This window comes from Pseudonocardia xinjiangensis, from assembly GCF_012911925.1.
GTDB classification, from domain to species: Bacteria; Actinomycetota; Actinomycetes; order Mycobacteriales; family Pseudonocardiaceae; genus Pseudonocardia; species Pseudonocardia xinjiangensis.
The window spans coordinates 20,003-42,897 of the sequence record NZ_JAAXKY010000025.1; the positions used below are offsets into that span (position 1 = coordinate 20,003).

Genomic DNA, 22,895 nt, shown 5'->3' on the forward strand with positions numbered 1-22,895 from the left:
CTGACCCTTTCTCGTCGACTTCACGGCGGCGGACCGGTGCGCAGTCCGTTGTTCCACGTGGAACAACGTGGTGGTCACCGCCGCCTTGCGATGATCGCGGTATGACCGTGATCTGTGTGCTCACCACGGGTGACCAGGAGTTCTCCGTCCGTCGCGCCCGCCGCGCCGACGTGCCGCACCTGGTGGCACTGCTCGCCGACGACCCGCTCGGACGGGGCCGGGAAACAGCCGAGCTCAGCGCCTACGAGGCCGCGTTCGCCGAGATCGACGCGTCCGACGAGCAACTTCTGGTCTGCCTGACGACGAGCTCGGACGAGGTCGTCGGCACCATGCAGCTCACGTTCACCCGGGGGCTCTCACATGGTGGGGGGCTGCGGGGTCAGCTGGAGGCGGTACGGGTGCACAGCTCGTACCGCGACCGCGGGCTGGGACGGCTTTTCGTTCAGTGGGCGATCGACGAATGCCGCGGCCGTGGCTGCGAGCTGGTGCAGCTCACGTCGGACCGCTCGCGCGTCGACGCGCACCGCTTCTACGAACGGCTGGGGTTCGTCGACTCCCACCGAGGTCTCAAGCTCGCCGCGCCGGCGCACTGACAGGTGCCGGCTCCGTGCCGCGGCAACCAGGAGCGGTGGCCGCGGCACGAACCGTGAGGGCGTATCAGGCGAGGATGTCGCCGGCGAGCGACGCAGCGTCGAACTGCGGTGCGCCCAGGTCGGTCGGGGCGGCGTCCGTGACGGTGCTCAGGGCGTCGAGGCTCGGGGTCGCCGGGAGCTCGGGCAGGTCGGCGGGGAGCGCCGGGAGCTCGGGCAGCCCCGCCTCGGGGAGGGCCGGCAGTTCGGGGAGCCCCGGAAGGCCGGCATCGGTGAGCGCGGGGAGTTCGGGCAGGCCGGCATCGGGGGCCGCCGGCAGCTCGAACGCCGACGCGTCGGGCAGTGCCGGAGTCTCCAGACCGGCGGCGGTGAACGACGGGGCCTCGAACGTGAACGCCTCCGGCAGCTCCGCCAGGTCGCTGGTCGGGGCGGCAGGCAGGCTTCCGAGGACGTCCGGGAGGGACGCCGCATCCGGCAGGCCCGGCGCCTCGAGTCCGTCGACGCCGGGCACGGCCGGCAGCTCGGGAGTCTCGGCCGCGAAGGCGTGACCGGCGAAGCCGACCCCGAGGGCTGCGATACCGGCCGCTGCGGCGGTCGTACGGATGGTGCGCCGGGCGAAACTGCTCATGTGGGGGGTTCCCTTCGTACTGGTGGCGTTGATGTCGACGGTGATCGACCAACGTTGATCAACTTGGACAACGAAGGCTTCGGTGACTGGGTGTGCCGATCAGCACGGAGTGATCACGATTCACTCTTTCCGGTGGTCGAGAACCCGTCGGAGCGAGCGGGTTCACCAGGACGGATGACATCCGAACCCTTGACGGTGGGACGCGAGTGAACGATCACGATCCGGATTCGGCATCATCACCGGAATGGCGTTGCTCGTACGGGTCGGAACCGGGATCGGTCTCGGAATGGGTCTCGGGATCGGCGCCGGTGCTGCCGGAGTCGGCTGGTTCTACTCCTCGCTTCTCCTGGACACGTCCGAGCGCCCGCTGTACCCGGAGCGCGTGCTCGCCTCCGACGACGCCACCGTCACGCTGGCGGCCTCGCGGTTGACCTCCCAGCCGGGGACGTGGGGCCTGCGGTGGCCCGGTCCTGACGGGCGGCCCGACACCGGGGGTGGGCTGGCGGTGATCGGACCCGTCACAACGGTGCGGCAGCGCGAGGTGGTCCGTCCGCTGCTGGGCGGCCCGGTCCCGCGGCCCGGCACCTCCGCCGTCCTCGACGCCGGGCCGTACGACCCCGATCCCGGGGCGCGCGGCCTGCCCTTCGACGACGTCGAGGTCGTCGGGCCGCTGGGTCCCTGCCCCGCCTGGCTCGTCCCGGCGGACGGTGACACCTGGGTGGTGATGGTGCACGGCCGCGGCGGCTCGCGCCGGGAGGCACTGCGGGTCCTGCCCGCCCTGCACGGGATGGGCCTCCCGGGCCTGGTGGTGACCTACCGCAACGACGTGGGCGCGCCGAGGAGCCCGGACGGCTTCTACCACCTCGGCGACACCGAATGGACGGATCTCGAGGCGGCCGTCCGCTTCGCCCGGGACCGCGGTGCCCGGCGGGTCGTGCTGTTCGGCTGGTCCATGGGTGGCGCGATCATCGCGGCGCTGCTGGACCGCTCGCCCGAGGCGGCAGCCGTGGCCGCCGTCGTCTGGGACGCTCCGCTGGTGGACTGGCGGGCCACCCTGCGGCAGCAGGCCCGCAACCGCAGACTGCCGCCCGTCCTCAGCCGGCTCGCGACGGCGATGACCAGCAGGCGGATCGGAATCGACTTCGACCGCTTCGACCTGCGGCGGCGGCCGCCCGCACACCGGCCGCCCACCCTGATCGTGCACAGCACCGGGGACACGGCCGTCCCGGTGGGGCCCAGCCGGGACCTCGCGGCCGCGGCGCCCGCTCTCGACTGGCCGATGCGCTACCTCGAGGTGCCTGCCGTCGAGCACACGGCGTCCTGGAACGCCGACCCCGCCGCGTACGAACGTGCCGTCACATCGTTCCTGGCCGAGGTGCTGCGCTGACGCCCGGGAGGCGGGCTGGCACCATGTAGACGTGACGGAACCAGGTAACTCCAAGCACACCGCGACGTTGCGGACGAACCAGGGTGATATCCGCATCACCCTCTTCCCGGACCACGCTCCGAAGACGGTGGAGAACTTCGTCGGGCTCGCGACCGGCCGGAAGAGCTACTCGCAGCCCAATGCGAGCGGCGGGGACTCCGGCCCGTTCTACGACGGCTCGGTCTTCCACCGGGTCATCAGCGGGTTCATGATCCAGGGCGGCGACCCCACGGGCACCGGACGGGGTGGCCCCGGCTACCAGTTCGGCGACGAGTTCCACCCCGACCTGCGCTTCGACCGCCCCTACCTGCTGGCCATGGCCAATGCCGGGCCCGGCACCAACGGATCCCAGTTCTTCATCACCGTCGGCCCCACGCCGCACCTCAACCGCAAGCACACCATCTTCGGTGAGGTGGCCGACGCCGAGTCCAGGGCGATCGTCGACGCGATCGCCACCACCAGCACCGACCGCTCCGACCGGCCGCTCAACGAGGTCGTCATCGAGCGCGTCGAGATCTCGGACTGACCGAGCGGTGAGCCACCCCGACGGTCCGCCGTCGCCCCCGCCTCATCCGGGGGGCCCACCGCCGGGGGCGCCGGCCGTCTGCGTCCGGCACCCGGACCGCGCCACGGGTCTGACGTGCACGCGGTGCGACCGGCCTGCGTGTCCCGAGTGTCTGCGCGAGGCGTCGGTCGGCTACCAGTGCGTCGACTGCGTCGGTCAGGCCGCACGTCGCGGCAGGCGCGGCACGACGGTGGCGGGAGCCGAGCCGAGGACCGGGCGCCCGTGGGTGGTGCCCACGCTGATCGGGCTCAACACCGCGATCTTTGTCTGGACCGTGGTGCAGGCGGGCAGCGTCAACGGGAACGCGGCCGCCCCGCTGTTCGACGAGTGGGCACTCGTTCCCGTGCTGGTGCAGAACGGCGAGTGGTGGCGGCTGTTCACCTCGGGCTTCCTGCACATCGGCCCGATCCACCTGTTGTTCAACATGATCGCGCTGTGGGTGCTCGGCCGGGACCTCGAGATCGTGCTCGGCCGCGGCCGGTTCCTGGCCGTGTACCTGATCTCGCTGCTCGGTGGCTCTGCTGCGGTGATGCTGTTCTCGATGCCGAACCAGGCGGTGGCCGGTGCGTCGGGCGCCGTGTTCGGGCTGATGGGTGGGCTCGCCGTCGTGCTGCGCAGGCTGCGGGCACCGGCCGGCCAGGTGATCGGGTTGATCGCGGTCAACCTCGTGATCAGCGTGCTCATCCCGGGCATCTCGCTGCTCGGCCACCTCGGTGGACTGGTGATCGGCGCCGTGGCCACCAGCGCGCTGGTCTACGCGCCCGTCCGGAACCGGACGGCGGTGCAGGCCGTGGCGCTCGTCGGGTTGACGATCGTGCTGTTGCTCCTGATCGCGGTGACCGCGCTCCGGTAGCAGCGCCGCGACACGACGGCTGGAACGACGACGGCGGGGGCACCCTGGGAAGGGTGCCCCCGCCGTGGCTCGTCGGGATGGATCAGGCGGGTGTACTGCAGCCACAGCCCGTGGCGCAGCCGTCAGTGCCCCGCATCGGTGTCCTCGCTGCCATGCAGACTCCCTTCGTAGACTCCCCGTGATCCTAAACAGGTTCGGGTGTCGGCACGACCGCTCATCCGGGCGGCTCCGGCTCACGAGCAGTGCCACGTCTGCGACATGTGAGGGATGCGCCGGGCCCGGGACGGGACCGCCGCTCAGGGCCGGAGTGCGAGGAGTTGCGGCGCGACGTCCTCCGGGTCGGCGGCGAGGTCGAGCCGGCCGAACACGATCAGCCGCTCGTCGCCGTCGGTCGTGACGGTGTCGACCTCCAGCAGCGAGGTCTGCCGCCCCAGCCTGCGTATCCGCAGCACCCGCACCTCACGGACCAGGGGCCAGGGGTGGTGGTGGGTGCGGAACATCCCCGTGACGGTCAGGCCGTCCGCGTCGACGCGCAGCCGCGGCCGGGCCCTGGTGCCGAATGCCGCGGCGATACCTGCCCCGACCACGGCCACGCCGGCGAGCAGCCGCCCGGCCGGGTCGGCAGCCGTGGCCGTGAGCGCGACGAACCAGGCAGCGGCGGCCACGGTGAACAGCCAGGCGCAGACCACCAGACCGGGCGCCGGGCTCCACTCCCTGACCTGCTCACCCATGATCACTCAGCGTGAACTTGTCCACAGCATCCGTCCACACTGGGGACTGCTTACACTCCGGTATTTCCGCTGGTCAGCGCCACCGCATGGTCATCAGAAGGCCGATTACGATGAGTGCGAACCCGATGAAGAAGTTCCAGGGCCCCAGGGCGACCATGAAGTGGATCGAGTCGCCGGCGAGGTAGTTGACGACCAGCCAGACCAGGCCGACGAGCATCAGGCCGAGCATCACCACGACGTAGACGGGGTGGGTCGGCCCGGCCACCTTCACCGGTGTGCGGCGCTCGCTCGACGGCGGTGTGTAGACCGCCTTCTTCCGGACCTTCGACTTCGGCATGTCTGACCTCGCGGAATGTTCGGGGTGCGTCGGCCCCACGGTAGCGCGCGCCGGGTAGGACCCGGGACCCGCAGGTCCGGCAACGGCTCGGGGCTCAGGCGCTGGCGCTCAGAGCGGCCGTCTCCGCCGTGAGCGCCTCCACCGTGGGCTCGGCGGCCGGGTGCCCGGCCTCCGCCATCCAGTTGGCCAGTAGCCGGTGGCCGCCCTCGGTCAGCACGGACTCCGGGTGGAACTGGACGCCGACGACCGGGAGCTCACGATGGCGAACGGCCATGATCACGCCGCTCTCGGTGCGCCCGGTGACCTCCAGGGCGGCCGGCAGCGAGTCGGGACGGATCGACAGCGAGTGGTAGCGGGTGGCGACGAACGGATCCGGCAGCCCGGCGAGCAGCGGGTCGCCCGCGTGGTGCACGAGTGATGTCTTGCCGTGGAGCAGTTCCGGCGCGCGCTCGACGACCCCGCCCCACGCCACGCCGATCGCCTGGTGGCCCAGGCACACACCGAGCAGGGGAAGCCCGCGGTCGGCGCTGCGCCGGATCACCTCGATGCTGGACCCCGCCCGCTCCGGCGTGCCGGGGCCCGGGCTGACCAGCACGCCGTCGACGTCGTCGAGCTCGTCGAGGTCGACCTCGTCGTTGCGCCGAACCGTACTGTCGGCGCCGAGCTGGGCCAGGTACTGCACCAGGTTGTAGACGAAGCTGTCGTAGTTGTCGATCACCAGCACGCGCATCCACCCAGTGTCCCCGAGAATCCGGACGGGCGTCGTGTCAGTTGTTGCCGAAGACACCTTCGGAGAAGCGACCGCGCGTGATGGTGATCTCGTCGTTCGGATCGGCCGTGGAACCGGCGGGGACGGACTGCTTGATGATCTTGCCGTCCTGGTCCTGGCTGTTGACGTCGGCGGTCGCCAGGCTGAGGTTCCGGAAGCCGGCCTGCTGGAGGTCGCGCTGCGCGTCCGAGACGGACTCCCCGACCACGTTGGGCACCTCGACCTCGTTGCCGCGCGACACCTGCAGGGTGACCTGCGAGCCACGCGCCACCCTGCTGCCTGCCTGCGGGTTGGTGCCCACCACCGAGCCCTCGTCGCCACCGCCGTCGACGTCCTGGGTCTGCACCCGGAAACCGGCCTGGGTGAGGGCCTGCTCCGCGTCGTCGGCGTCGCGCCCCGACACGTCGGGAATCTGAATGGTGGTCTGCTCGGCACCGATGACCACGGCGACCTCGCTCCCGCCCGGAGCCGACTCGCCCGGCCCCGGCGTGGAGGAGATGATCTTCCCGACGCTGTCGGCGTTCGAGGTCTCCTTGGTGGTCTGCGCGCCGATCTTGAGTCCCTGCTTCGCGAGCAGGTCGGTGGCCTCGGCCACCGTCTTGCCCGTGAGGGCGGGCACCGTGGCCGTCTCCGGCCCCTTGCCCACCGAGAGGTTCACGGAGGAGCGCTCGGCGACCTGGCTGCCCACCGGCGGATCGCTGGAGATGACCTGACCGATCTGGGCCACCTGGGACGGGACCTCCTGGACCGTGCCCAACCGCAGGCCCGCGGCCGCGATCTGGTTGGTGGCGTCCGCCTGGGTCTGCCCCACGACACCTGGGACCGCCACCTGCGCGGGCGCTGGTGGCGGTCGCATGAACTGGTAGACCCCGAACCCGACGACAGCGAGCACGACGAGTACCGCTGCGACGATGCCGACGGTGCGCGCGGTGTTTCGGCGCGGCTCCTCGTCGTAGTAGTCGCCGTAGTCGGCCACCGGCGCGGGCGCCGCGTTGTGCCGGCCGCCGTTGAGCCGGCGGGTGGGGCCGGTGGACGGACCCGGGGCGAGCATCGCCGTGCGCTCGTCCTCGCTCATCACGAGCGGGGCCAGCGGGCTCTGCCCGCTGCGCACCCGCACCAGGTCCGACCGCATCTCGGCGGCCGACTGGTAGCGGTTGAGCGGGTTCTTGGACAGTGCCTTGAGCACCACGGCGTCGAGCGCGGCGGGGATGCTCGGGTTGACGTCCGACGGGCGTCGCGGGTCCTCCCGCACGTGCTGGTAGGCCACGGCCACGGGCGTGTCGCCGGTGAACGGCGGGTCGCCGGTGAGCAGTTCGAACAGCACGCATCCCGCCGCGTAGACGTCGCTGCGGGCGTCGACCGCCTCGCCGCGCGCCTGCTCGGGCGACAGGTACTGCGCCGTGCCGATCACGGCGGCGGTCTGGGTGACGTTCTGGCCCTCGCCGAGCGCGCGGGCGATGCCGAAGTCCATCACCTTCACCGCGCCGGCGCGGTTGATCATGATGTTGGCCGGCTTCACGTCGCGGTGGATGATGTTGTGCCGGTGGCTGAAGTCGAGGGCGGCGCAGACGTCCGCCATCACCTCGATGACCCGCTGCTGCGTCATCGGCCCGGTGGTCTTGACGATCTCGCGCAGCGTCTGCCCGTCGACGTACTCCATGACGATGTAGGGCAGCGTGCCGGACTCGGCGGCCACCTCACCGGTGTCGTAGACCGCGACGATGGCCGGGTGGTTGAGCGCGGCGGCGTTCTGCGCCTCTCGACGGAAGCGCATCTGGAACTGGGGGTCACGCGCGAGGTCCGCGCGGAGCACCTTGATAGCGACGTCCCGGCCCAGCCGCGTGTCGAGCCCGCGATGCACCTCGGACATGCCGCCGTAGCCGAGCACCTCGCCCAGCTCATAGCGCTCGGACAACAGTCGGGGGGTGGTCATCGCTGCCGGTTCCTGGGAGTCATGAGTGATTCGGACATCATGCCGGGCGCCGTCGCCCAGTGGGGGGCGGTGTCGGCCACCTGAGCGCCGGACCGTCGATTTGCCGGGTTCACCGGACGATCTTCGAGACGAGCGTGTGTTCAGCCACCGCCGGTCCGGCCAGGACGCCCTCCCGGCTCGTCAACGTACCGGTCGACGACCCCAGCGGAACCGGATCGGGTGATTGTCGACCGTCAGACCGTGGACTGCGGACCAGGAACACCCCGACCAGCACCGCAGCCATCGTCAGGAGCACGAACAGCACGAGCAGCAGCGTGCGTCCGGACCCGGCCTTGGGCTGCAACCGCAGCGGTTCGGTGCGGGCCGACGGCCCGGGTGCGGGCCGTTCCGGCGTGGCGCGGCGCATCGCGGCGGCCGGGGTGCGGGGCCGGTGGTCCTGGGCGGGCTTCCCACCGGGACGCCGCGGGGCGGCGCTGACGACCGGCCGGGGCCGCGACGGCGTGACCGGCGACCTCGCCGTGATGAGGGGCACCTCGCCACTCACCGAGATGGGCTCGGGGAGCGGCTCACCGCGCCGGACGGCCGCGACGGCGAGGGCCAGTTCGCCTCCGGTGCCGTAGCGCAGCGTGGGGTCCTTGACGAGCACCGCCTCGATGAGCTCGCGGGCGCGCACCGGGACCGTGGCGGGCAACGGCGGTGGGAGCTCCCTCACCTGCATCATCGCGACCGCCACCGCGCTCTCGGCGCGGAACGGCCGGTGCCCGGCCAGGCACTCGTAGCCGACGATCCCGAGCGAGTAGACGTCGCCCGCCGGGCCGGCCTCTGAGCCACTGGCCTGTTCCGGGGCGATGTAGTGGGCGGTGCCCATCACCATCCCGGACCGGGTGACCGGGACGGCGTCGGCGGCCTTCGCGATCCCGAAGTCGGTGAGCTTCACCAGCCCGTCGTTGCGGACGAGGATGTTGCCCGGCTTCACGTCCCGGTGCACGAACCCGCGCTCGTGGGCTGCCTGGAGCGCCCACGCCGCCTCCTCGAGGAGGCGCAGCGTCTCGTCCGTCTCGATGGGCCCCCGCGAGATGAGGGTGGACAGCGGCTCGCCGCGAACGAGCTCCATCACCAGGTACGCCGTGCGGCGCCCGCCGGGCCCGTCGTCCTCGCCGTAGTCGTGCACCGCGGCGATGCCGGTGTGGTCGAGCGACGCGACCGTGCGGGCCTCGATGCGGAAGCGGTGCAGGAACTCGGGGTCGTCGGACAGCTCCGGCCGCAGCACCTTGACCGCGACGCTGCGACCCAGGCGGGTGTCGGACGCCTCCCAGACCTCGCCCATGCCGCCGACGGCGATCCGGCGGTCCAGCTGGTAGCGGTCGGCGATCTTCTGCCCCGCGGCGAGAACCGTCACGGCTGCTCCTCGCTGGTGCTCGTCGTGACTCCGGTGCCGTGTCCGTGCAGCCTCACTGCCCACCCCCGAGCGCGGCGCGGATCACGGCCCGGCCGATCGGGGCCGCGACCGCGCCGCCCGTGGCCGCCAGGTCGTTCGGGTCGCCGCCGGACTCCACGAGCACGGCGACCGCCACCTGCGGGTTGTCGGCCGGGGCGAACCCGACGTACCAGACGTGCGGCGGGGTGTTCTTGGGATCGTTGCCGTGCTCGGCCGTGCCGGTCTTGGCCGCGATCTGCACGCCGGTGATCTTCCCCGCGCCCGAGTAGCTGTTCTCGTTGTTGACCATCAGCTGGGTCAGGGTCTGCGCCACGGCGGGATCGATGGCGCGGCCGAGACGATCCGGCTCGGTGGTCTCGACGGGGTCGAGCTCCTGGCTCTGGATCTCCTTCACCAGGTACGGAGCCATGACCTGGCCACCGTTGGCGATCGTGGCCACGATCATCGCGTTCTGCAGCGGCGTGAGCGCCACGTCCCGCTGGCCGATGGAGGACTGCTCCAGCGCGGCGGTGTCCTGGATGTCGCCGATCGTGGAAGGGGCCACCGGCATCGGGATCGTGAGGCTCTGGCCGATCCCGAACTTGTTGGCCTGGTCGCGGATGGCCTGCTCACCGAGGTCGGCGCCCAGCTGGGCGAAGGCGGTGTTGCAGGAACGCTGCAGCGCGTCCTTCAGGCTCGCCGTGGCCGCGGTGCCGCACGCGTTGCCGTTGAAGTTCTCCAACGTGGTGTTGGTCCCCTGCAACGTGATCCGCGGCGCCGCCGTGAGCTGGCTGTCCGGCGTGTAGCGCCCGCTGCTGAGCGCCGCGGCGGTGTCGATGAGCTTGAACGTGGAACCGGGCGGATAGGTCTCGGAGATCGCCCGGTTGATCAGGACCGGAGGATCGGCGCTCTCGTCGGCCTTCCAGGCCGAGTTCTGCTGCTCGGAGTTGTGGCTCGCCAGCGGGTTGGGGTCGAACGACGGGGTCGACACCATCGCGAGGATCTCGCCGGTCTGCGGGCGGATCGCCACGACCGAGCCGGCGTACCCCTTGCGCTCCAGCTGGTCGTAGGCGGTCTGTTGCACGTCGGGGTCGAGGGTGAGCACCACGTTGCCCCCGCTGGGGTCGCGGCCGGTGATGAGATCCGACAGCCTGCGGCCGAACAGCCGGTCGTCGCTTCCGTTGAGCACCGAGTCGGCGGCGCGCTCGATGCCACTGGAACCGTAGATGACCGAGTAGTAGCCGGTGATGGGGCCGTAGACCTTCCCGTCCGAGTACTGCCGCTGGTAGCGCAGCCTGTCGTCGGTCTCCACGCTGCTTGCCAGGATCTGGTTGTCGGCGCTGATCTGCCCGCGCTTGCGCGAGTACTCGGCGAGCAGCACCCGCTGGTTGCGCGGGTCGTTGCGGTAGTCGCTCGCCTTGACCACCTGCACGTAGGTCAGGTTGGTCATCAGCAGCAGGATCATCACCATCACCGCGATGGCGACGCGCCGGACCGGAGTGTTCACCGCGGCCGCTCCACCAGTTCGGTGCCGGCCTCGGCGATCGGCGGCAGCGGGACGGCCGGGCGGCGGGGCAGCGGGGCCCGCGCGGCGTGGGAGATGCGCAGCAGGAGCGCGACGAGTGCGTAGTTGGCCACGAGCGACGAGCCCCCGTAGGAGAGGAAGGGCAGCGTGAGGCCGGTGAGCGGGATCAGCTTCGACGCCCCGCCTGCGACGATGAAGATCTGCAGTGCGATGCCGAACGCCAGGCCGGTGGCCAGCAGCTTGCCGAAGCTGTCCCGCACCGCCAGCGCGCTGCGCAGGCCGCGGGTGATCAGCACGAGGTAGATCACGAGGATGGCGGCCAGCCCGATCAGCCCCAGCTCCTCGCCGAGGGAGGAGAGCATGAAGTCGCTCTCCGCGAACGGGACCAGGTCGGGACGGCCGGCGCCGAGCCCCGTGCCGCCGACGCCTCCGGTGCCGAGGCCGAACAGCGCCTGCCCGATCTGGAACCCGCTACCGCTGAAGTCGGCGAAGGGGTCGAGCCAGATCTGGACGCGGACGCGGACGTGGGCGAACAGGTGGTAGGCCAGCACGCAGCCGCCGAGGAAGAACGTGATGCCGATGAGCATCCACGACACGCGCTCGGTGGCGACGTAGAGCAGCACGAGCAGGATGCCGAAGAACAGCAGCGAGGTGCCGAGGTCGCTCTCGAGCACGAGCACGCCGACCGACATGCCCCACGCCAGCAGCAGCGGGGCGAGGTCACGGGCCCGCGGCAGCTCCATGCCGATGAACCGGCGGCCCGCGGTGCTGAACAGGTCGCGCTTCTGCACGAGGAAGGCCGCGAAGAAGATGATCAGCAGGATCTTCGCGAACTCGCCGGGCTGGATGCTGACCGGCCCGAGTCTGATCCAGATCTTCGCGCCGTTGACCTCGGAGAGCGACGACGGCAGCAGCCCCGGCAACGCCAGCAGCGCGATGCCCGTGAACCCCGCCGTGTAGGCGTAGCGGGCGAGCGTGCGGTGGTCGCGGACGGCCCACAGCACGGCGACGAACAGGAGGAGGCCGATGGCGGTCCAGGCGACCTGTCGGCCGATGAGCTCGGTCGGCGCGTCCCTGCCCAGCGCGAGCGCCTGGTCGATCTCGGCCAGGTCCAGCCGGTGGATCATCACCAGGCCCAGCCCGTTGAGGAGCGCCACGCACGGCAGGATCAGCGGATCGGCGTACGGGGCGAACCGGCGCACCGCGAAGTGCGCCGCCGTGAACAGCCCCAGGTATGCGAGCCCGACGAACAGCAGCACCCGGGTGAGTTCCTGCTCCTGGTTCGCCTCGACCAGCACCAGAGCACCCGTCACCAGCACGGCGGCGAACGCCAGGAGCACGAGCTCGATGCCTCGACCGGTGGGCAGCGGCGCCGGCGCGGCCGGTGCCGGCTCGGAGCGCAGGTCGGGAGCCGCCATCAGCTCACCAACCGGCAGGTCGTTCCGGGTTCGGGTGCCGGCGTCGGCAGCGGTGTCGTGTCGACGGGCGGGACGCCCGCGACGGGTGGCTGGCCCTGGCCGGCCGCCGGGGGTGGCGGCGGCGGCGGTGTCGGCGAGGGCGGCGGCGCCGGCGGTGGGCAGGGCTCCAGCATCCGGTCGCGCAGCCGCTCGACGAGCACGCGGGCCCCGGCGAGCCCTTGCTCGGTGTTGATCCCGGCGCGGACCGAGGAGCGCTCGGTCTCCGGCAGGTCGTCGAGCGCGATGTCGGTGCGCTCCGCGACCTTGTGCAGCGGGATGCCGAGCACCTCCCCGCGCACCCCTTGGAAGATCGAGACGAGCTGCGCGTCCACGCCGACGTAGTACTGCTGCAGCACCCACATCCGCGCGAGCACGGCGCCACCGACCAGCACCGCGAGCACCGTGACCACGCCGACGACGAGCTTCGCGCGGGACCGGCGGGCCGCAGGTGCCTTGGTGGCGGTCTGCACCCGCTGCGGGGCCACGCGCGTGAGAGTGGTGGCGGACGCGCGGGCCGCCGCGGAGTCGGGCGGCGGTCCGTCCTCGCTGCCGTCGCCCACCGACCCGCCGATGATGGGGGCGTCCTCGCCGAACTCGATGTCGACGACGTCCGCGACGATGCACGTGATGTTGTCCGGGCCGCCCCCGCGCAGCGCGAGCTCGATCATGCGATCGGCGCACTCCCGGGGGTCGCGGTAGGACTGCAGCGTGTCGGCCAGCGTCTCGTCGCTCACCACGCCGGACAGCCCGTCGGAGCACAGCAGGTAGCGGTCGCCCGCGCGGGCCTCGCGCACGGTCAGCGAGGGGTCGACGTCCTGGCCGGTGATGGCGCGCAGCAGCAGCGACCGCTGCGGGTGCGTGTGCGCCTCCTCCTCGGTGATGCGGCCCTCGTCGATCAGCGACTGGACGAACGTGTCGTCCTTCGTGATCTGGCTGAAGACGCCCTCACGCAGCTGGTAGGCCCGCGAGTCACCGATGTGCACCAGGCCCAGCCGGGAGCCCGCGAACAGGATGGCCGTGAGGGTGGTGCCCATCCCGTCGAGGTCGGGGGCGTCGGCGACGTGGCGCGTGATCGCCGCGTTGCCCTCGACGGTGGCGTCACGCAGCTCGGCGAGCAGGTCGTCGCCGGGGTCGTCCTCGTCGAGCGGTGCCAGCGCGGAGATCACGAGCGATGACGCCACCTCGCCGGCAGCGTGGCCGCCCATCCCGTCGGCGAGTGCCAGCAACCGGGGCCCGGCATAGACCGCGTCCTGGTTGTTCTGCCGGACGAGCCCGCGGTCGCTGCGGGCGGAGTAGCGCAGGACCAGCGTCATGTCAGCGCTCCGCCAATACGTTCGGGGCAGATCGACCGGCGAGGCCGCCCCCGGTCGGACACCGGGGTGCGCACGTGCAGCGTTCGCCGACTCATGACCGGAGCTCGATCACCGTCTTGCCGATGCGGACAGGGACTCCCAGGGGAACCCGGGTGGGTCCGGTGACCTTAGCCCGATCAAGGTATGTCCCGTTCGTCGACCCGAGATCCTCGACATACCACTCGTCTCCCTGCATCGCGATGCGTGCGTGGCGGGTGGAGGCGTAGTCGTCGTCGAGCACCAGTGTCGAGTCGTCGGCCCGGCCGATCAGGATCGGCCGGGAGTCCAGCGACACGCGGGTCCCCGCCAGCGCTCCCTGCGTAACGAGCAGCTGACGGGCCGTGCGTCCGCGCCCGGTCCGGGTGGTGGTCCGCCCGCCGGGGACCAGGGCCCGAAGGCCGGACGCGGCGTACAGATCGGAGCGCACCACCCGGAGCGCGACAAGCACGAACAGCCAGAGGAGGGCGAGGAAGCCCGCCCTGGTCAGCTGCAGCACCAACTCCGGCACTCGCGGCGAACTCCGTTCTCTCCGATAGGTGTGATGGCCGAACTCGAGTCCGCGCGACTACTGGGCGCGGAAGACGAGGCTCGAGTGCCCGACCCGGATGACGTCGCCGTCGTTCAGCTGCCAGGTCTGCACAGGGTTGCCGTTGACGGTGGTCCCGTTGGTGGAACCAAGATCCGTCAGCGTGGCGGTGTGACCATCCCAGCTGATCTCCAGGTGGCGTCGCGACACGCCGGTGTCCGGCAACCGGAACGAGGAATCCTGGCCGCGACCGATGACGTGGCTGCCCTGGGTGAGGTCGTAGGTTCGACCGGAGCCGTCGTCGAGGCTGAGCGAGGCGGTCAGGCCCTGCTGGTAGCCGCCGTAGCCGCCGCCCTGCTGGCCGTAGCCCTGGTCGTAGCCGCCGTCGTAGCCCTGCTCGTAGGGCTGCTGCTGCGGGTAGCCGCCGCCCTGCTGGTAGCCGGCGTCGTAGCCGGGCTGGCCATAGCCGGGCTGGCCGTAGCCGGGCTGCGCGTAGCCCTGCTGGCCGTAGCCCTGCTCGTAGCCGCCACCCTGCTGCGGGGGGTAGCCGGGCGCACCGGGCTGACCGCCGGGCTGGCCGTAGCCCTGCTCGTACCCGCCGCCCGGCTGCTGGCCGCCGTAGCCGCCACCCTGCTGCGGCGGCGGGTAGCCGCCACCCGGCTGCTGCCCGTAGCCCTGGTCGTAGCCACCCTGCTGGGGGTGGCCGCCCTGCGGCGGGTAGCCGCCGCCCGGCTGCTGGCCGTAGCCCGGCTGCTGGGGGTGCTGCTCGCCCTGGTCGTACCCCCCCTGGCGCTGGTCGTAGGCGGGCGGGGCGTACGTCTGCTGCCCGTATCCGCCGGGGGCACCACGGTCGTAGCCGTACTGCCCGTTCTCCTCGGGGTGGCCCGGTTGCTGGCTCATGGGTGCTTCTCCTGCGTCGCGTGCTCGGATGGCGTCCCGGCGGGAAGCGTCGGGGTCCACGGACGAGCGGGTGCGGAACTGTCCCGTGTGCAGCGCATCGGAGCGCTCCAGAAAGACTACGACCTCGCCGTAGGTGTCCCATCCCTGGTCGGCGAGTTGTTCGGTGACGGAGGCAGAGAGCGAGTTCACGATCTGCTCCCGATCACCGGCCATGCGATCGAGATCCGACGGGCTGAGGAGCACCGTGAAGCGGTTGGGCGCCAGCAGGCGCCCTCCCGCGAGCTCCTCGATGTGGTCCTCGGCTTCCCTGAGCAGCGCTTGCATGACTTCCTGGGGAACGACGCTGCCACCGAAGACCCGCGCGAAGGCGTCGCCCACCAGTCCCTGGAGACGGCGTTCGAACCTGTCCACGCGGCCCAACCGATCTTCCTCCGTTCGCATCGGCGTGTTGCTGGCAGCACAGATCGTATCTGTGCTAGCCAGCGGTGCCACGCCCACCGACCCGGGCCCCTGATCGGACCCCTCCGGGGGGCGTGCTAACTTTCCTCCTGCCAGGGCGAGTGGCGGAATGGCAGACGCGCACGGTTCAGGTCCGTGTGTCCGTAAGGACGTGAGGGTTCAACTCCCTCCTCGCCCACAATCACCTCCTTTCCACCCGTCGGATCGCGGGACGGTCCGGGTGGTCGGCCAGCACCAGAAGATCGGCTGCTGCCGCCGGATCGCGCTCCACGTCGTAGCGGTCGTAGGCCGGCAGGGTCCACTGCTCACCGTCGGCAAGGCTGCGGGCCAGGGCCGCCGAGCTCATCCGCAGGTGCACGCTCACGTCGAACGGCAGCCCGCGGCCGAGCAGCAGCGCGCCGGCGAGCACCACCACCCCGTCCGCCGGTAGCTCCGTGTACCCGTCCCGGTAGGCGCGGTCCGTCGCCGCGTCCCACAGCCGGGGCAGCACCCGCCCGGAACCGTCCGGTCCGGCCGGCCCGAGCACCTCCCGGCGCAGGCCGGCCTCGTCCAGCCAGCCCTCGAGGAACTCGTCGGGATCCTCACGTCCGTACTCCAGCCGCACCGACGCGGGCCGCAGGAAGTCCGTGGCCGCCACGACCAGCACGGCGCGCCCGAGTGCCCGCAGCTGCACGGCCACGCGCTCGGCGAGCGCGACCGGCCCCGACGGGGGAGGCCCGTCGAGCGCGAGTCGCACGCGTCCGGCCCGGCCCGCCACGAGGTCGGTGATCTCCTCGACGAGGAGGTCGGGGCTGACCGGAGTGATCCGCACGGTGTCGATGCTCCCCGAGCGGAGCCTGCGGCGCATCCCATGTCCGCCGTGGTTGCTGCGCGCGGTGGTCCCGGGCGCCCGGCGGTCTACTGGCGGTAGCCCTCGACCACGTCCCCGGCGCGCTCCTGCGCCTCGTCGGGGTTCAGGCCGGCGCGGCGGCGCGCGTCGCGCTGGCGCAGCAGATCCCAGTATCGGTCCAGCTGCACCCCCAGCTGCTCCATGCGCTGCTGCTCGGACTCCGACAGCGGCTGGCCGACGTGGGCGCGCTCCAACCGGTGCTCCTCGGCCACCAGCTCGTCGATGCGGTGGTGCAGTTCGTCGTCGTTCATCTGGTCGTCCCCGTCCATCGGTGAGGTGCGCGTGACGCACGTTCTACCCGACACTGGGGCGCGTGGCACCGGCGCGCACGACCGGTTCCTCGATCACCCGCGCGCTCCGGGTCGTCGAGGCGGTCGCCGCCGCGGGCGACGGGGTGACCGCCAAGGCCATCGCCCGCCGCCTCGGCGCCCCGCTCCCCACCGTCTACCGGGCTCTGGGCACGCTCGTGGAGGAGGGCTACCTCGTCCGGCTGCACGACGTGCGCGGCTACGGACTCGGCTACCGCGTCGCCGAGCTGCACCGCGGTCTCACCGACCAGGTGCGCCCGCCCGCGTCCGTGCGCGCGATCCTCCACGAGGTGCACACCGCCGCCGACGCCGCCGCCTACCTCGCGGTGCTGCGCGACGTCGACGTCGTCGTGGCGTACGTCGACGACTGCGCCGAGCACCCCCGGCCCGACCCGATGCGCGTCGGCGAACCCACGGCACCTCACGCCATCGCGGCCGGGAAGGTACTGCTGGCCGACATGCGGCCCGGACGGCTGGCGGAGCTCATCACCCGCACCGGGATGCCCCGGCTCGCCCCGCACACGGTGGCCGACCGCAGAGCGCTGGACCGGGAGCTGATGAGGATCCGGTCCGACGGCGCCGCCGTCGAGGTGGAGGAGTACCAGCCCGGTGTGGCCGGCGTGGCCGCCCCCGTCCGTGGTCCGGGCGGGGAGGTCACGGGAGCGCTCGGCGTCTCCGTCACGCGTGCTGAGTTCGCCGACCGGCGCTGGGAGCTCGAACGCGTGGTGCGGCAGGCGGCAGCCCGGATGGGCGCCACCGGCCCGCGTCCGGAGTGAGGCTCAGGCCACCAGTGCGGCCCACTCGTCGAGAAGGGGCAGGACCGTGTCGGGCCCCTCGGCCGGCAGCGTGAACAGCACGCCGTCCACCCCCGCGTCGGCGTAGGCCGCGAGCTCCTTCGCATCGGGCCTGACACCGAAGACGGTGACGAGCATGTGCCCGCGGCCGGCGTCGGCAGCCCGGGTCTGCAGCTCGGTGATGCGCGCGGCGAGCGCGTCGATCTCGTCCAGCCCCGCTCGGCGCGGCATCCAGCCGTCACCGTGGGACAGCACGCGGTCGAGCACGGTCGGGCCCTCACCGCCGATCAGGACCGGGGGGACGCGCACCGGCTTGGGCCACGACCAGATCGGGTCGAAGTCCACGAACCTGCCGTGGAACTCGGCCTCGTCGTTCTCCCAGATCGCCCGCATGGCCGCGATGTGCTCCAGCATCCGTGCGGTGCGGGTGCGCGGGTCGATGCCGTGGTTGGCCATCTCCTCGCGGTTCCATCCCGGCCCGACGCCGAGCTCGACGCGGCCGCCCGCGATGTGGTCCACGCTCGCGACCGCCTTCGCCAGCCCGATGGGGTTGTGCTGCAGGATCAGCGAGACGGCCGTGCCCAGCGTGATCCTCTCGGTGACGGCCGCCATCGCCCCGAGCGCCACGAACGGGTCGAGGGTGTGCGAGTAGTGCCGCGGCAGGTCGGGGCCGTTCGGCCACGGCGTCTCCCGGCTGGTCGGGATGTGGGTGTGCTCGGTGAGGAAGAGGCCGTCGAGACCGCGCTCCTCCACGGCCCTGGCCAGGGCCGGGCCGTCGATGCCGTAGTCGGTCAGGAAGGTGACGATGCCGTGTTCCATCCCGTCAGGTTCGCACGAGAGGGGAGAAGCGGGCTTCCACCATGTGGAAGGTCACGCCCCGGCGGCGCCCACCCTGGCGATACATTGCTGACCATGCATCGACGCAGTGAACCTCCCTTCCGGGCCGATCACGTCGGGAGCCTGCTCCGCCCCCAGGCCCTCCTCGCGGCGCGGGAGCGGTTCGCCGCAGGCAGCCTCGACGCCGACGGCCTGCGCGAGGCCGAGGACACCGCCATCCGCGACGTGGTGGCGCTGCAGGAGGAGATCGGCCTCCAGGCGGCCACCGACGGCGAGTTCCGGCGCACGTCGTGGCACATGGACTTCATCTACCAGCTCGGCGGCATCAGCAAGACCGACGAGCAGATCCGCGTGCGGATGGTGAACGCCGAGGGCGAGGGCGCCTTCACCTCGGCCGGGCTCGCCATCCACGACAAGGTGCGCCTGGAGCACCCGATCTTCGCCGAGCACTACAAGTACCTCGCCTCGGTCACCACCACGGCCGTGCCGAAGCTGACGATCCCGTCGCCGAGCATGGTCCACTACCGCGGCGGGACGGCCGCCATCGACAGGACCGTCTACCCGGACGTCGAGGAGTTCTGGACCGACCTGTCCGCTGCCTACGCCGACGAGGTCCGCGCGCTCGCCGACCTCGGATGCCGCTACCTGCAGCTCGACGACACGAGCCTGGCCTACCTGAACGACCCGGCACAGCGCGCCGAGATGGCCGCGAAGGGCGAGGACGCCGACCACGCCCACCTGCGCTACATCCGGCAGATCAACGCGGCCATCGCCGGGCGGCCGGACGAGATGAAGATCACCACCCACATGTGCCGGGGCAACTTCCGCTCCTCGTGGGCGGCTGAGGGCGGCTACGACTTCGTGGCCGAGGCCCTGTTCGGCGAGCTCGACGTCGACGGCTTCTTCTGCGAGTTCGACGACGAGCGCTCCGGCGGGTTCGCCCCGCTGCGGTTCGTGCCGCCGGGCAAGCAGGTGGTGCTCGGGCTCGTCACCACCAAGCGCGGCGAGCTCGAGGACGCCGACACGCTGAAGCGACGCATCGACGAGGCGTCCAAGTACGTGCCGCTCGACCAGCTCTGCCTCTCCCCGCAGTGCGGCTTCTCCTCCACGGTCGAGGGCAACTCCCTGACGCAGGACGAGCAGGTGGCGAAGCTGCGCCTGATCGTCGAGGTGGCGCAGGACGTCTGGGGCTGACCGGTCCCTGAGCGGGCACTAGCCTTCGCCCGTGTCCGACGAGGGTCCGCGCGGCTGGGGCGCGCCCCTGCACGCGCGGGCGCTCGAGGCGGCCGGGATCGGCAGGGGCACCACGCTCCTCGACCTCGGCTGCGGGGCCGGGGCCTTCGCCAGGGCGGCCGCCGACCGCGGAGCCGTGGTCACCGGCCTGGACGTCGACCGCTCCGCGGTCGCCGCTGCCGCAGCTGCGGTGCCCGAAGGCGACTTCCGCATCGGCGATGCGCACGACCCGCCCGCCGGCCCCTTCGACGTCGTGGCGGCCGTGCAGCTGCTCCCCCACGTCACCAACCCGCTCGTGGTGCTGCGCTCGGCGGCCCGCGTGGGGACGGTCGTCGTCGTCACGGTGTGGGGGCGGGAGGAGGAGTGCGACGTGCGCGCGTTCGGGGAGGCACTCGCCCCGTGGTTGCCGCCACGGCAGGCGCCCGCCGGCCCCGCGCCGCTCACCGAGCCCGGCCGCCTGCGCAAGCTCGTCACGCTGGCGGGCCTGCGGGTCGAGGTGCTCGACCAGGTCGTCTGCCCCTTCCGCTACCCCGACGCGGACGCGGTGCTCGGGCCGCTGCTCGCGTCCGGGATCGGGCGCCGCGCGTCCGCGCGTGCGGGGGAACCCGCCGTCCGCCGGGCCGTGCTCGCCCGGCTCGCGGAGTACCGGACGGCCGACGGCGGCTACCGCCTCGACAACACCTTCCGCGTGCTCACCGCCCGTTCCTGACGTCCAGGTGCCGAGGCTCAGCCGCCGAGGCGGTCGGCCAGCTCGGTCAGGGACCCGACGGTGAGGTCGGCGTCCGGATCCGTCGCAGGCGGCGGGGGTGCCTCCGGTCCGCGTTCGAGCGGTCGGTGGACGTAGGCCGTGCGCAGACCCCGGGACCGGGCCGCGGCGAGGTCGTCGACGTGGGCGGCGACCATCAGCACCCGCTCCGGTGGGAGGGCGAGGAGCCGCACGGCGCCGTCGTAGACCTCGCCGTCGCGCTTGTAGTGGCCGAACAGCTCGGCCGAGAGCACGGTGTCCCACGGCAGGCCTGCGTGCTTCGCCATGTCCACCAGCAGCGCCACGTTGCCGTTGGAGAGGGTGGCGATGATGTGGCGGCGCTTCAGCCGCGTGAGCCCGTCGACGGAGTCGGGCCACGCCGGCAGCCGGTGCCAGGCGAGCACCAGCTCGGTACGGGTCTCCTCGGACACCTCCCCCACACCGAGGTCGCCGAGCAGGTCGTCGAGGGAGGCACGGTGCAGGGCGTCGAGCGGAGTCCATGGCAGCTCGCCGCGGCGGACGCGGTCCATGGACGGGCGGTACCGGCTCCGCCACTCGTCGGCGAACGCCTCGGCGTCCACCTTCTCGCCGAGCAACCGTGCGACCTCGCTCGCCACCCCGGAGCGCCAGTCCACCACCGTGCCGAAAACGTCGAACACCAGCGCGCGAACATCCACGGAACCGACCCTAACCCCGCCGAACCCCCACCCCCCGTTGCAGCAAAGCCACTTTCATGCAACCTCGTTGCCGGAAAGTGGCTTTGCTGCAAGTTCGGGGTGGTGCCCTGGCCGAATGGGCGCGCTCCTACACCCCGGCTCCCGCATATCTCGTCTTCAGCAGGCTCTTGCAGTACTCCCCGTTCGTCTCGATCCCGATCCGCTGCAGCCGCGCCCGCCGCAGGTGCAGGGGCACCTGGGCGGCCGTGACCCGGCTGCCGTCGGCCTGGACGAGCAGCGGAGCGTCGTCGCCGTGCGCCATCCCGATCGCCGCGCGGCGCTCGCGGAGCCGGTTCAGCTCCGGGGACGGCGGCACCGACCCGAGGGTCAGCGCCGCGAGCTCGTCGGGCCCGGCACCGGCGTCGACCAAGGGCCGGGCGACCCGGTCCTGGCCGGCGAGTGCCGCCTTGCGGAGGAACTGCTCACGAAGCTCGTCGAGCTCCGCGCCTGCCTCCTCCCCGAACGAACCGACGAACCCCGCCTGGGCGGCCACCCCGCCGTTGATCTCCGCGGAGGCGTGGTGGTCGGCCAGCGTCACCTCCGCCCGTGTCACCCCGGGGACCGCCGCCACCGCATCGAACGCGTCGGCGACCATCAGGAACGAGAAGTTCGGGGCGCAGAAGAACGTGGGCAGCCGCAGGACGACGGTCGCCACGACTTCGGCAGCACCTGTGGCGGCGTGCTCGGAGACGGTGCACGACTCGACGAAGTCGAGCTCGGTGATGGGCTCGTCCAGCTCCGGGTCGAGCACCGTCCCCAGCGCGGCCCACACCGCGTCCCGAAGCTCGGAACCGGGTGGGCACCGCATCACGCCTGCGCCCCCGCGACGTCCTTGACGAGCTCCTCGCCCGGCTGCAGGTCCTCGCCCGCCGTGGTCGCGAGCTGCAGCTCAGCGGGAACCGGGATGTCGTAGAGCCGCGCGGCGTTGAGCCCGAGGATCTTCTTCTTCGTCTCGGTGGTGAGCTTCGCGTAGTCGGTGAAGGCCTCGTCGTCGGGCATCTGCCAGTCGACGAACCCCTCGACCTGCCACTTCGGCACCCAGATGTTGTAGTCGCCGCCGTAGAGCATCTTGTCCTCGCCGACCCAGAACATCAGCTCGCCGATGACCTTGGCGAAGAACTTCGGCCGCGCGTGCATCAGTCCGCCGATCACCACCGACAGGCCCGCGTAGACGTTGGGTTCCTGCACCGCCATGAAGCAGAAGTCCTCGATACGCGGCAGGCCGACGTGCTCGACGATGAAGTTCAGGTCGGTGAAGTCGGTGGCGGTCTGGTCCACGTCGGCCACGTCGAACGCGTCCTTGTTCAGCGGCCAGATCGTGGGGCCCTTGTGGACGTGGACGTTCTTGATCCCGAGCTCCTGACACCTCTCCAGGAACCGGTAGGACTCGGGGTCGGTGAGCTTCCAGCCCCGGGAGCCGTTGTTCCACTCCGCGGTGTAGAGCTTCACGCCCTTGAGGTTGTACCTCTCGGCGTCGGCCTCGAGCTCGGCCATGCCGGCCTCGCCGTCACGCGGGTCGAACCGGCCGTTGACGATGAGGCGGTCGCCGAACTTCTCGAGCATCTCGGCGTTCTTCGCGGCCGTGTTGAAGCCGGTGGTGTACCACTCCTTGAGGTAGGTCGACTGGAAGATCGCGTGGTCGACGTGGCCCTCGGTGAAGATGTCGCGCTCGAAGTCCTCGGGAGTGACCTTCAGGTACTTCTCGTAGTCCCAGTGGGTCTCGGGCGGGCCGAGCTGGTGGTAGCCGTAGAAGCAGTCGATCCAGCCCTTCGCGTACTCCTCGGCTCCCGGCTTCCAGTTCTCCCGGCTGGCGTCCCAGTAGTGGATGTGCGAATCAACGATGAAGTACTTCTCGCCGTCCTTCTCGTACATGGTGGGCCTTTCGCGTCGGTGCGGACCAGCTGT

Annotated in this window: 24 protein-coding genes and 1 tRNA gene; 8 read left to right on the forward strand and 17 right to left on the reverse strand. The window is 71.6% G+C overall.

Annotated elements, in window-relative coordinates; genetic code table 11:
• Positions 1-101 precede the first annotated feature (101 nt).
• A complete protein-coding gene (locus HF577_RS10480; RefSeq protein ID WP_169395580.1) occupies positions 102-593 on the forward strand; it encodes a GNAT family N-acetyltransferase in 492 nt (163 codons plus the stop codon).
• 64 nt (positions 594-657) lie between these two features.
• Here HF577_RS10480 and HF577_RS10485 read toward each other — a convergent pair whose 3' ends face one another.
• A complete protein-coding gene (locus HF577_RS10485; RefSeq protein WP_169395581.1) occupies positions 658-1,218 on the reverse strand; it encodes a hypothetical protein in 561 nt (186 codons plus the stop codon).
• A gap of 244 nt (positions 1,219-1,462) precedes the next feature.
• Between HF577_RS10485 and HF577_RS10490 the strand changes: the two genes are divergently transcribed.
• The 3 genes from HF577_RS10490 (at position 1,463) to HF577_RS38130 (ending at position 4,062) form a co-directional block, all read left to right on the forward strand.
• The gene (locus HF577_RS10490) at positions 1,463-2,605 is read left to right on the forward strand and encodes an alpha/beta hydrolase family protein (protein ID WP_169395582.1); all 1,143 of its coding nucleotides are present in this window, start codon (positions 1,463-1,465) and stop codon (positions 2,603-2,605) included.
• Positions 2,606-2,636: 31 nt separating this feature from the next.
• The gene (locus HF577_RS10495) at positions 2,637-3,170 is read left to right on the forward strand and encodes a peptidylprolyl isomerase (RefSeq protein WP_169395583.1); all 534 of its coding nucleotides are present in this window, start codon (positions 2,637-2,639) and stop codon (positions 3,168-3,170) included.
• A 265-nt stretch (positions 3,171-3,435) separates the two neighbouring features.
• A complete protein-coding gene (locus tag HF577_RS38130) occupies positions 3,436-4,062 on the forward strand; it encodes a rhomboid family intramembrane serine protease (RefSeq protein WP_312859059.1) in 627 nt (208 codons plus the stop codon).
• A gap of 296 nt (positions 4,063-4,358) precedes the next feature.
• On the opposite strand, the gene HF577_RS10505 is transcribed toward HF577_RS38130, so the two are convergent.
• The 10 genes from HF577_RS10505 to HF577_RS10550 form a co-directional block, all read right to left on the reverse strand.
• Positions 4,359-4,793, reverse strand: coding sequence for a PH domain-containing protein (locus tag HF577_RS10505; protein WP_169395585.1), 435 nt, complete (start codon positions 4,791-4,793; stop codon positions 4,359-4,361).
• Between the two features lie 73 nt (positions 4,794-4,866).
• Positions 4,867-5,130 (reverse strand): cell division protein CrgA, encoded by a 264-nt coding sequence (crgA, locus tag HF577_RS10510; protein ID WP_169395586.1) that lies wholly within the window; start codon positions 5,128-5,130, stop codon positions 4,867-4,869.
• A 94-nt stretch (positions 5,131-5,224) separates the two neighbouring features.
• Entirely contained in the window at positions 5,225-5,860 is a 636-nt protein-coding gene (locus HF577_RS10515; protein WP_169395587.1) for an aminodeoxychorismate/anthranilate synthase component II, read from the reverse strand.
• A 37-nt stretch (positions 5,861-5,897) separates the two neighbouring features.
• Complete coding sequence (gene pknB / locus HF577_RS10520; RefSeq protein WP_169395588.1) at positions 5,898-7,832, reverse strand: Stk1 family PASTA domain-containing Ser/Thr kinase; 1,935 nt, start codon at positions 7,830-7,832, stop codon at positions 5,898-5,900.
• A 109-nt stretch (positions 7,833-7,941) separates the two neighbouring features.
• Positions 7,942-9,231, reverse strand: a complete 1,290-nt coding sequence (locus HF577_RS10525) for a serine/threonine-protein kinase (RefSeq protein ID WP_312859060.1) — start codon at positions 9,229-9,231, stop codon at positions 7,942-7,944.
• Positions 9,232-9,283: 52 nt separating this feature from the next.
• Positions 9,284-10,756 (reverse strand): peptidoglycan D,D-transpeptidase FtsI family protein, encoded by a 1,473-nt coding sequence (locus tag HF577_RS10530; protein WP_169395589.1) that lies wholly within the window; start codon positions 10,754-10,756, stop codon positions 9,284-9,286.
• Positions 10,753-12,192, reverse strand: a complete 1,440-nt coding sequence (locus HF577_RS10535) for an FtsW/RodA/SpoVE family cell cycle protein (RefSeq protein ID WP_169395590.1) — start codon at positions 12,190-12,192, stop codon at positions 10,753-10,755. Before HF577_RS10535 ends, HF577_RS10530 begins: the two co-directional genes overlap by 4 nt.
• Positions 12,192-13,544 carry a PP2C family protein-serine/threonine phosphatase gene (locus HF577_RS10540; protein ID WP_169395591.1) on the reverse strand — a complete coding sequence of 451 codons (1,353 nt, stop codon included), beginning with the start codon at positions 13,542-13,544 and terminating at the stop codon, positions 12,192-12,194. The genes HF577_RS10535 and HF577_RS10540 overlap by 1 nt, the downstream gene beginning before the upstream one ends.
• Before the next feature lie 91 nt (positions 13,545-13,635).
• On the reverse strand, positions 13,636-14,091 hold the full coding sequence (locus HF577_RS10545; protein WP_169395592.1) for an FHA domain-containing protein FhaB/FipA: 456 nt from the start codon (positions 14,089-14,091) through the stop codon (positions 13,636-13,638).
• 57 nt (positions 14,092-14,148) lie between these two features.
• Positions 14,149-15,429, reverse strand: coding sequence for a DUF3662 and FHA domain-containing protein (locus HF577_RS10550; protein ID WP_281359724.1), 1,281 nt, complete (start codon positions 15,427-15,429; stop codon positions 14,149-14,151).
• Positions 15,430-15,563: 134 nt separating this feature from the next.
• Between HF577_RS10550 and HF577_RS10555 the strand changes: the two genes are divergently transcribed.
• A tRNA-Leu gene (locus HF577_RS10555) sits at positions 15,564-15,646 on the forward strand.
• Positions 15,647-15,649: 3 nt separating this feature from the next.
• Here HF577_RS10555 and HF577_RS10560 read toward each other — a convergent pair.
• Positions 15,650-16,315 (reverse strand): nucleoside/nucleotide kinase family protein, encoded by a 666-nt coding sequence (locus HF577_RS10560; RefSeq protein ID WP_211174064.1) that lies wholly within the window; start codon positions 16,313-16,315, stop codon positions 15,650-15,652.
• A gap of 50 nt (positions 16,316-16,365) precedes the next feature.
• Complete coding sequence (locus HF577_RS10565; RefSeq protein ID WP_169395595.1) at positions 16,366-16,608, reverse strand: DUF2630 family protein; 243 nt, start codon at positions 16,606-16,608, stop codon at positions 16,366-16,368.
• Positions 16,609-16,670: 62 nt separating this feature from the next.
• Between HF577_RS10565 and HF577_RS10570 the strand changes: the two genes are divergently transcribed.
• Entirely contained in the window at positions 16,671-17,441 is a 771-nt protein-coding gene (locus HF577_RS10570; RefSeq protein ID WP_169395596.1) for an IclR family transcriptional regulator, read from the forward strand.
• Between the two features lie 3 nt (positions 17,442-17,444).
• Here HF577_RS10570 and HF577_RS10575 read toward each other — a convergent pair whose 3' ends face one another.
• Positions 17,445-18,278, reverse strand: a complete 834-nt coding sequence (locus HF577_RS10575) for an LLM class F420-dependent oxidoreductase (protein WP_169395597.1) — start codon at positions 18,276-18,278, stop codon at positions 17,445-17,447.
• 93 nt (positions 18,279-18,371) lie between these two features.
• Here HF577_RS10575 and HF577_RS10580 point away from each other — a divergent pair, with 93 nt between their 5' ends.
• Together HF577_RS10580 and HF577_RS10585 are read left to right on the forward strand one after the other, a co-directional pair.
• Complete coding sequence (locus HF577_RS10580; protein ID WP_169395598.1) at positions 18,372-19,490, forward strand: 5-methyltetrahydropteroyltriglutamate--homocysteine S-methyltransferase; 1,119 nt, start codon at positions 18,372-18,374, stop codon at positions 19,488-19,490.
• A gap of 31 nt (positions 19,491-19,521) precedes the next feature.
• Positions 19,522-20,238 carry a methyltransferase domain-containing protein gene (locus HF577_RS10585; RefSeq protein ID WP_169395599.1) on the forward strand — a complete coding sequence of 239 codons (717 nt, stop codon included), beginning with the start codon at positions 19,522-19,524 and terminating at the stop codon, positions 20,236-20,238.
• A 17-nt stretch (positions 20,239-20,255) separates the two neighbouring features.
• On the opposite strand, the gene HF577_RS10590 is transcribed toward HF577_RS10585, so the two are convergent.
• The 3 genes from HF577_RS10590 to HF577_RS10600 all read right to left on the reverse strand — a co-directional run bounded on the left by HF577_RS10590 (position 20,256) and on the right by HF577_RS10600 (position 22,862).
• On the reverse strand, positions 20,256-20,951 hold the full coding sequence (locus HF577_RS10590) for a haloacid dehalogenase type II (protein ID WP_169395600.1): 696 nt from the start codon (positions 20,949-20,951) through the stop codon (positions 20,256-20,258).
• 127 nt (positions 20,952-21,078) lie between these two features.
• Positions 21,079-21,798 carry an iron-sulfur cluster assembly protein gene (locus HF577_RS10595; RefSeq protein ID WP_169395601.1) on the reverse strand — a complete coding sequence of 240 codons (720 nt, stop codon included), beginning with the start codon at positions 21,796-21,798 and terminating at the stop codon, positions 21,079-21,081.
• Positions 21,798-22,862, reverse strand: coding sequence for an amidohydrolase family protein (locus tag HF577_RS10600; protein ID WP_169395602.1), 1,065 nt, complete (start codon positions 22,860-22,862; stop codon positions 21,798-21,800). The genes HF577_RS10595 and HF577_RS10600 overlap by 1 nt, the downstream gene beginning before the upstream one ends.
• Positions 22,863-22,895 lie beyond the last annotated feature (33 nt).

Coding starts and splice junctions, on each gene's coding strand:
- HF577_RS10565 (WP_169395595.1), bottom strand. CDS start 16,608: ATGAACGACGACGAACTGCACCACCGCATCGACGAGCTGGTGGCCGAG.
- HF577_RS10600 (WP_169395602.1), bottom strand. CDS start 22,862: ATGTACGAGAAGGACGGCGAGAAGTACTTCATCGTTGATTCGCACATC.
- HF577_RS10505 (WP_169395585.1), bottom strand. CDS start 4,793: ATGGGTGAGCAGGTCAGGGAGTGGAGCCCGGCGCCCGGTCTGGTGGTC.
- HF577_RS10575 (WP_169395597.1), bottom strand. CDS start 18,278: ATGGAACACGGCATCGTCACCTTCCTGACCGACTACGGCATCGACGGC.
- HF577_RS10595 (WP_169395601.1), bottom strand. CDS start 21,798: ATGCGGTGCCCACCCGGTTCCGAGCTTCGGGACGCGGTGTGGGCCGCG.
- HF577_RS10515 (WP_169395587.1), bottom strand. CDS start 5,860: ATGCGCGTGCTGGTGATCGACAACTACGACAGCTTCGTCTACAACCTG.
- HF577_RS10490 (WP_169395582.1), top strand. CDS start 1,463: ATGGCGTTGCTCGTACGGGTCGGAACCGGGATCGGTCTCGGAATGGGT.
- HF577_RS10560 (WP_211174064.1), bottom strand. CDS start 16,315: ATGCGCCGCAGGCTCCGCTCGGGGAGCATCGACACCGTGCGGATCACT.
- HF577_RS10580 (WP_169395598.1), top strand. CDS start 18,372: ATGCATCGACGCAGTGAACCTCCCTTCCGGGCCGATCACGTCGGGAGC.
- HF577_RS10480 (WP_169395580.1), top strand. CDS start 102: ATGACCGTGATCTGTGTGCTCACCACGGGTGACCAGGAGTTCTCCGTC.
- HF577_RS10485 (WP_169395581.1), bottom strand. CDS start 1,218: ATGAGCAGTTTCGCCCGGCGCACCATCCGTACGACCGCCGCAGCGGCC.
- pknB (WP_169395588.1), bottom strand. CDS start 7,832: ATGACCACCCCCCGACTGTTGTCCGAGCGCTATGAGCTGGGCGAGGTG.
- crgA (WP_169395586.1), bottom strand. CDS start 5,130: ATGCCGAAGTCGAAGGTCCGGAAGAAGGCGGTCTACACACCGCCGTCG.
- HF577_RS10535 (WP_169395590.1), bottom strand. CDS start 12,192: ATGGCGGCTCCCGACCTGCGCTCCGAGCCGGCACCGGCCGCGCCGGCG.
- HF577_RS10540 (WP_169395591.1), bottom strand. CDS start 13,544: ATGACGCTGGTCCTGCGCTACTCCGCCCGCAGCGACCGCGGGCTCGTC.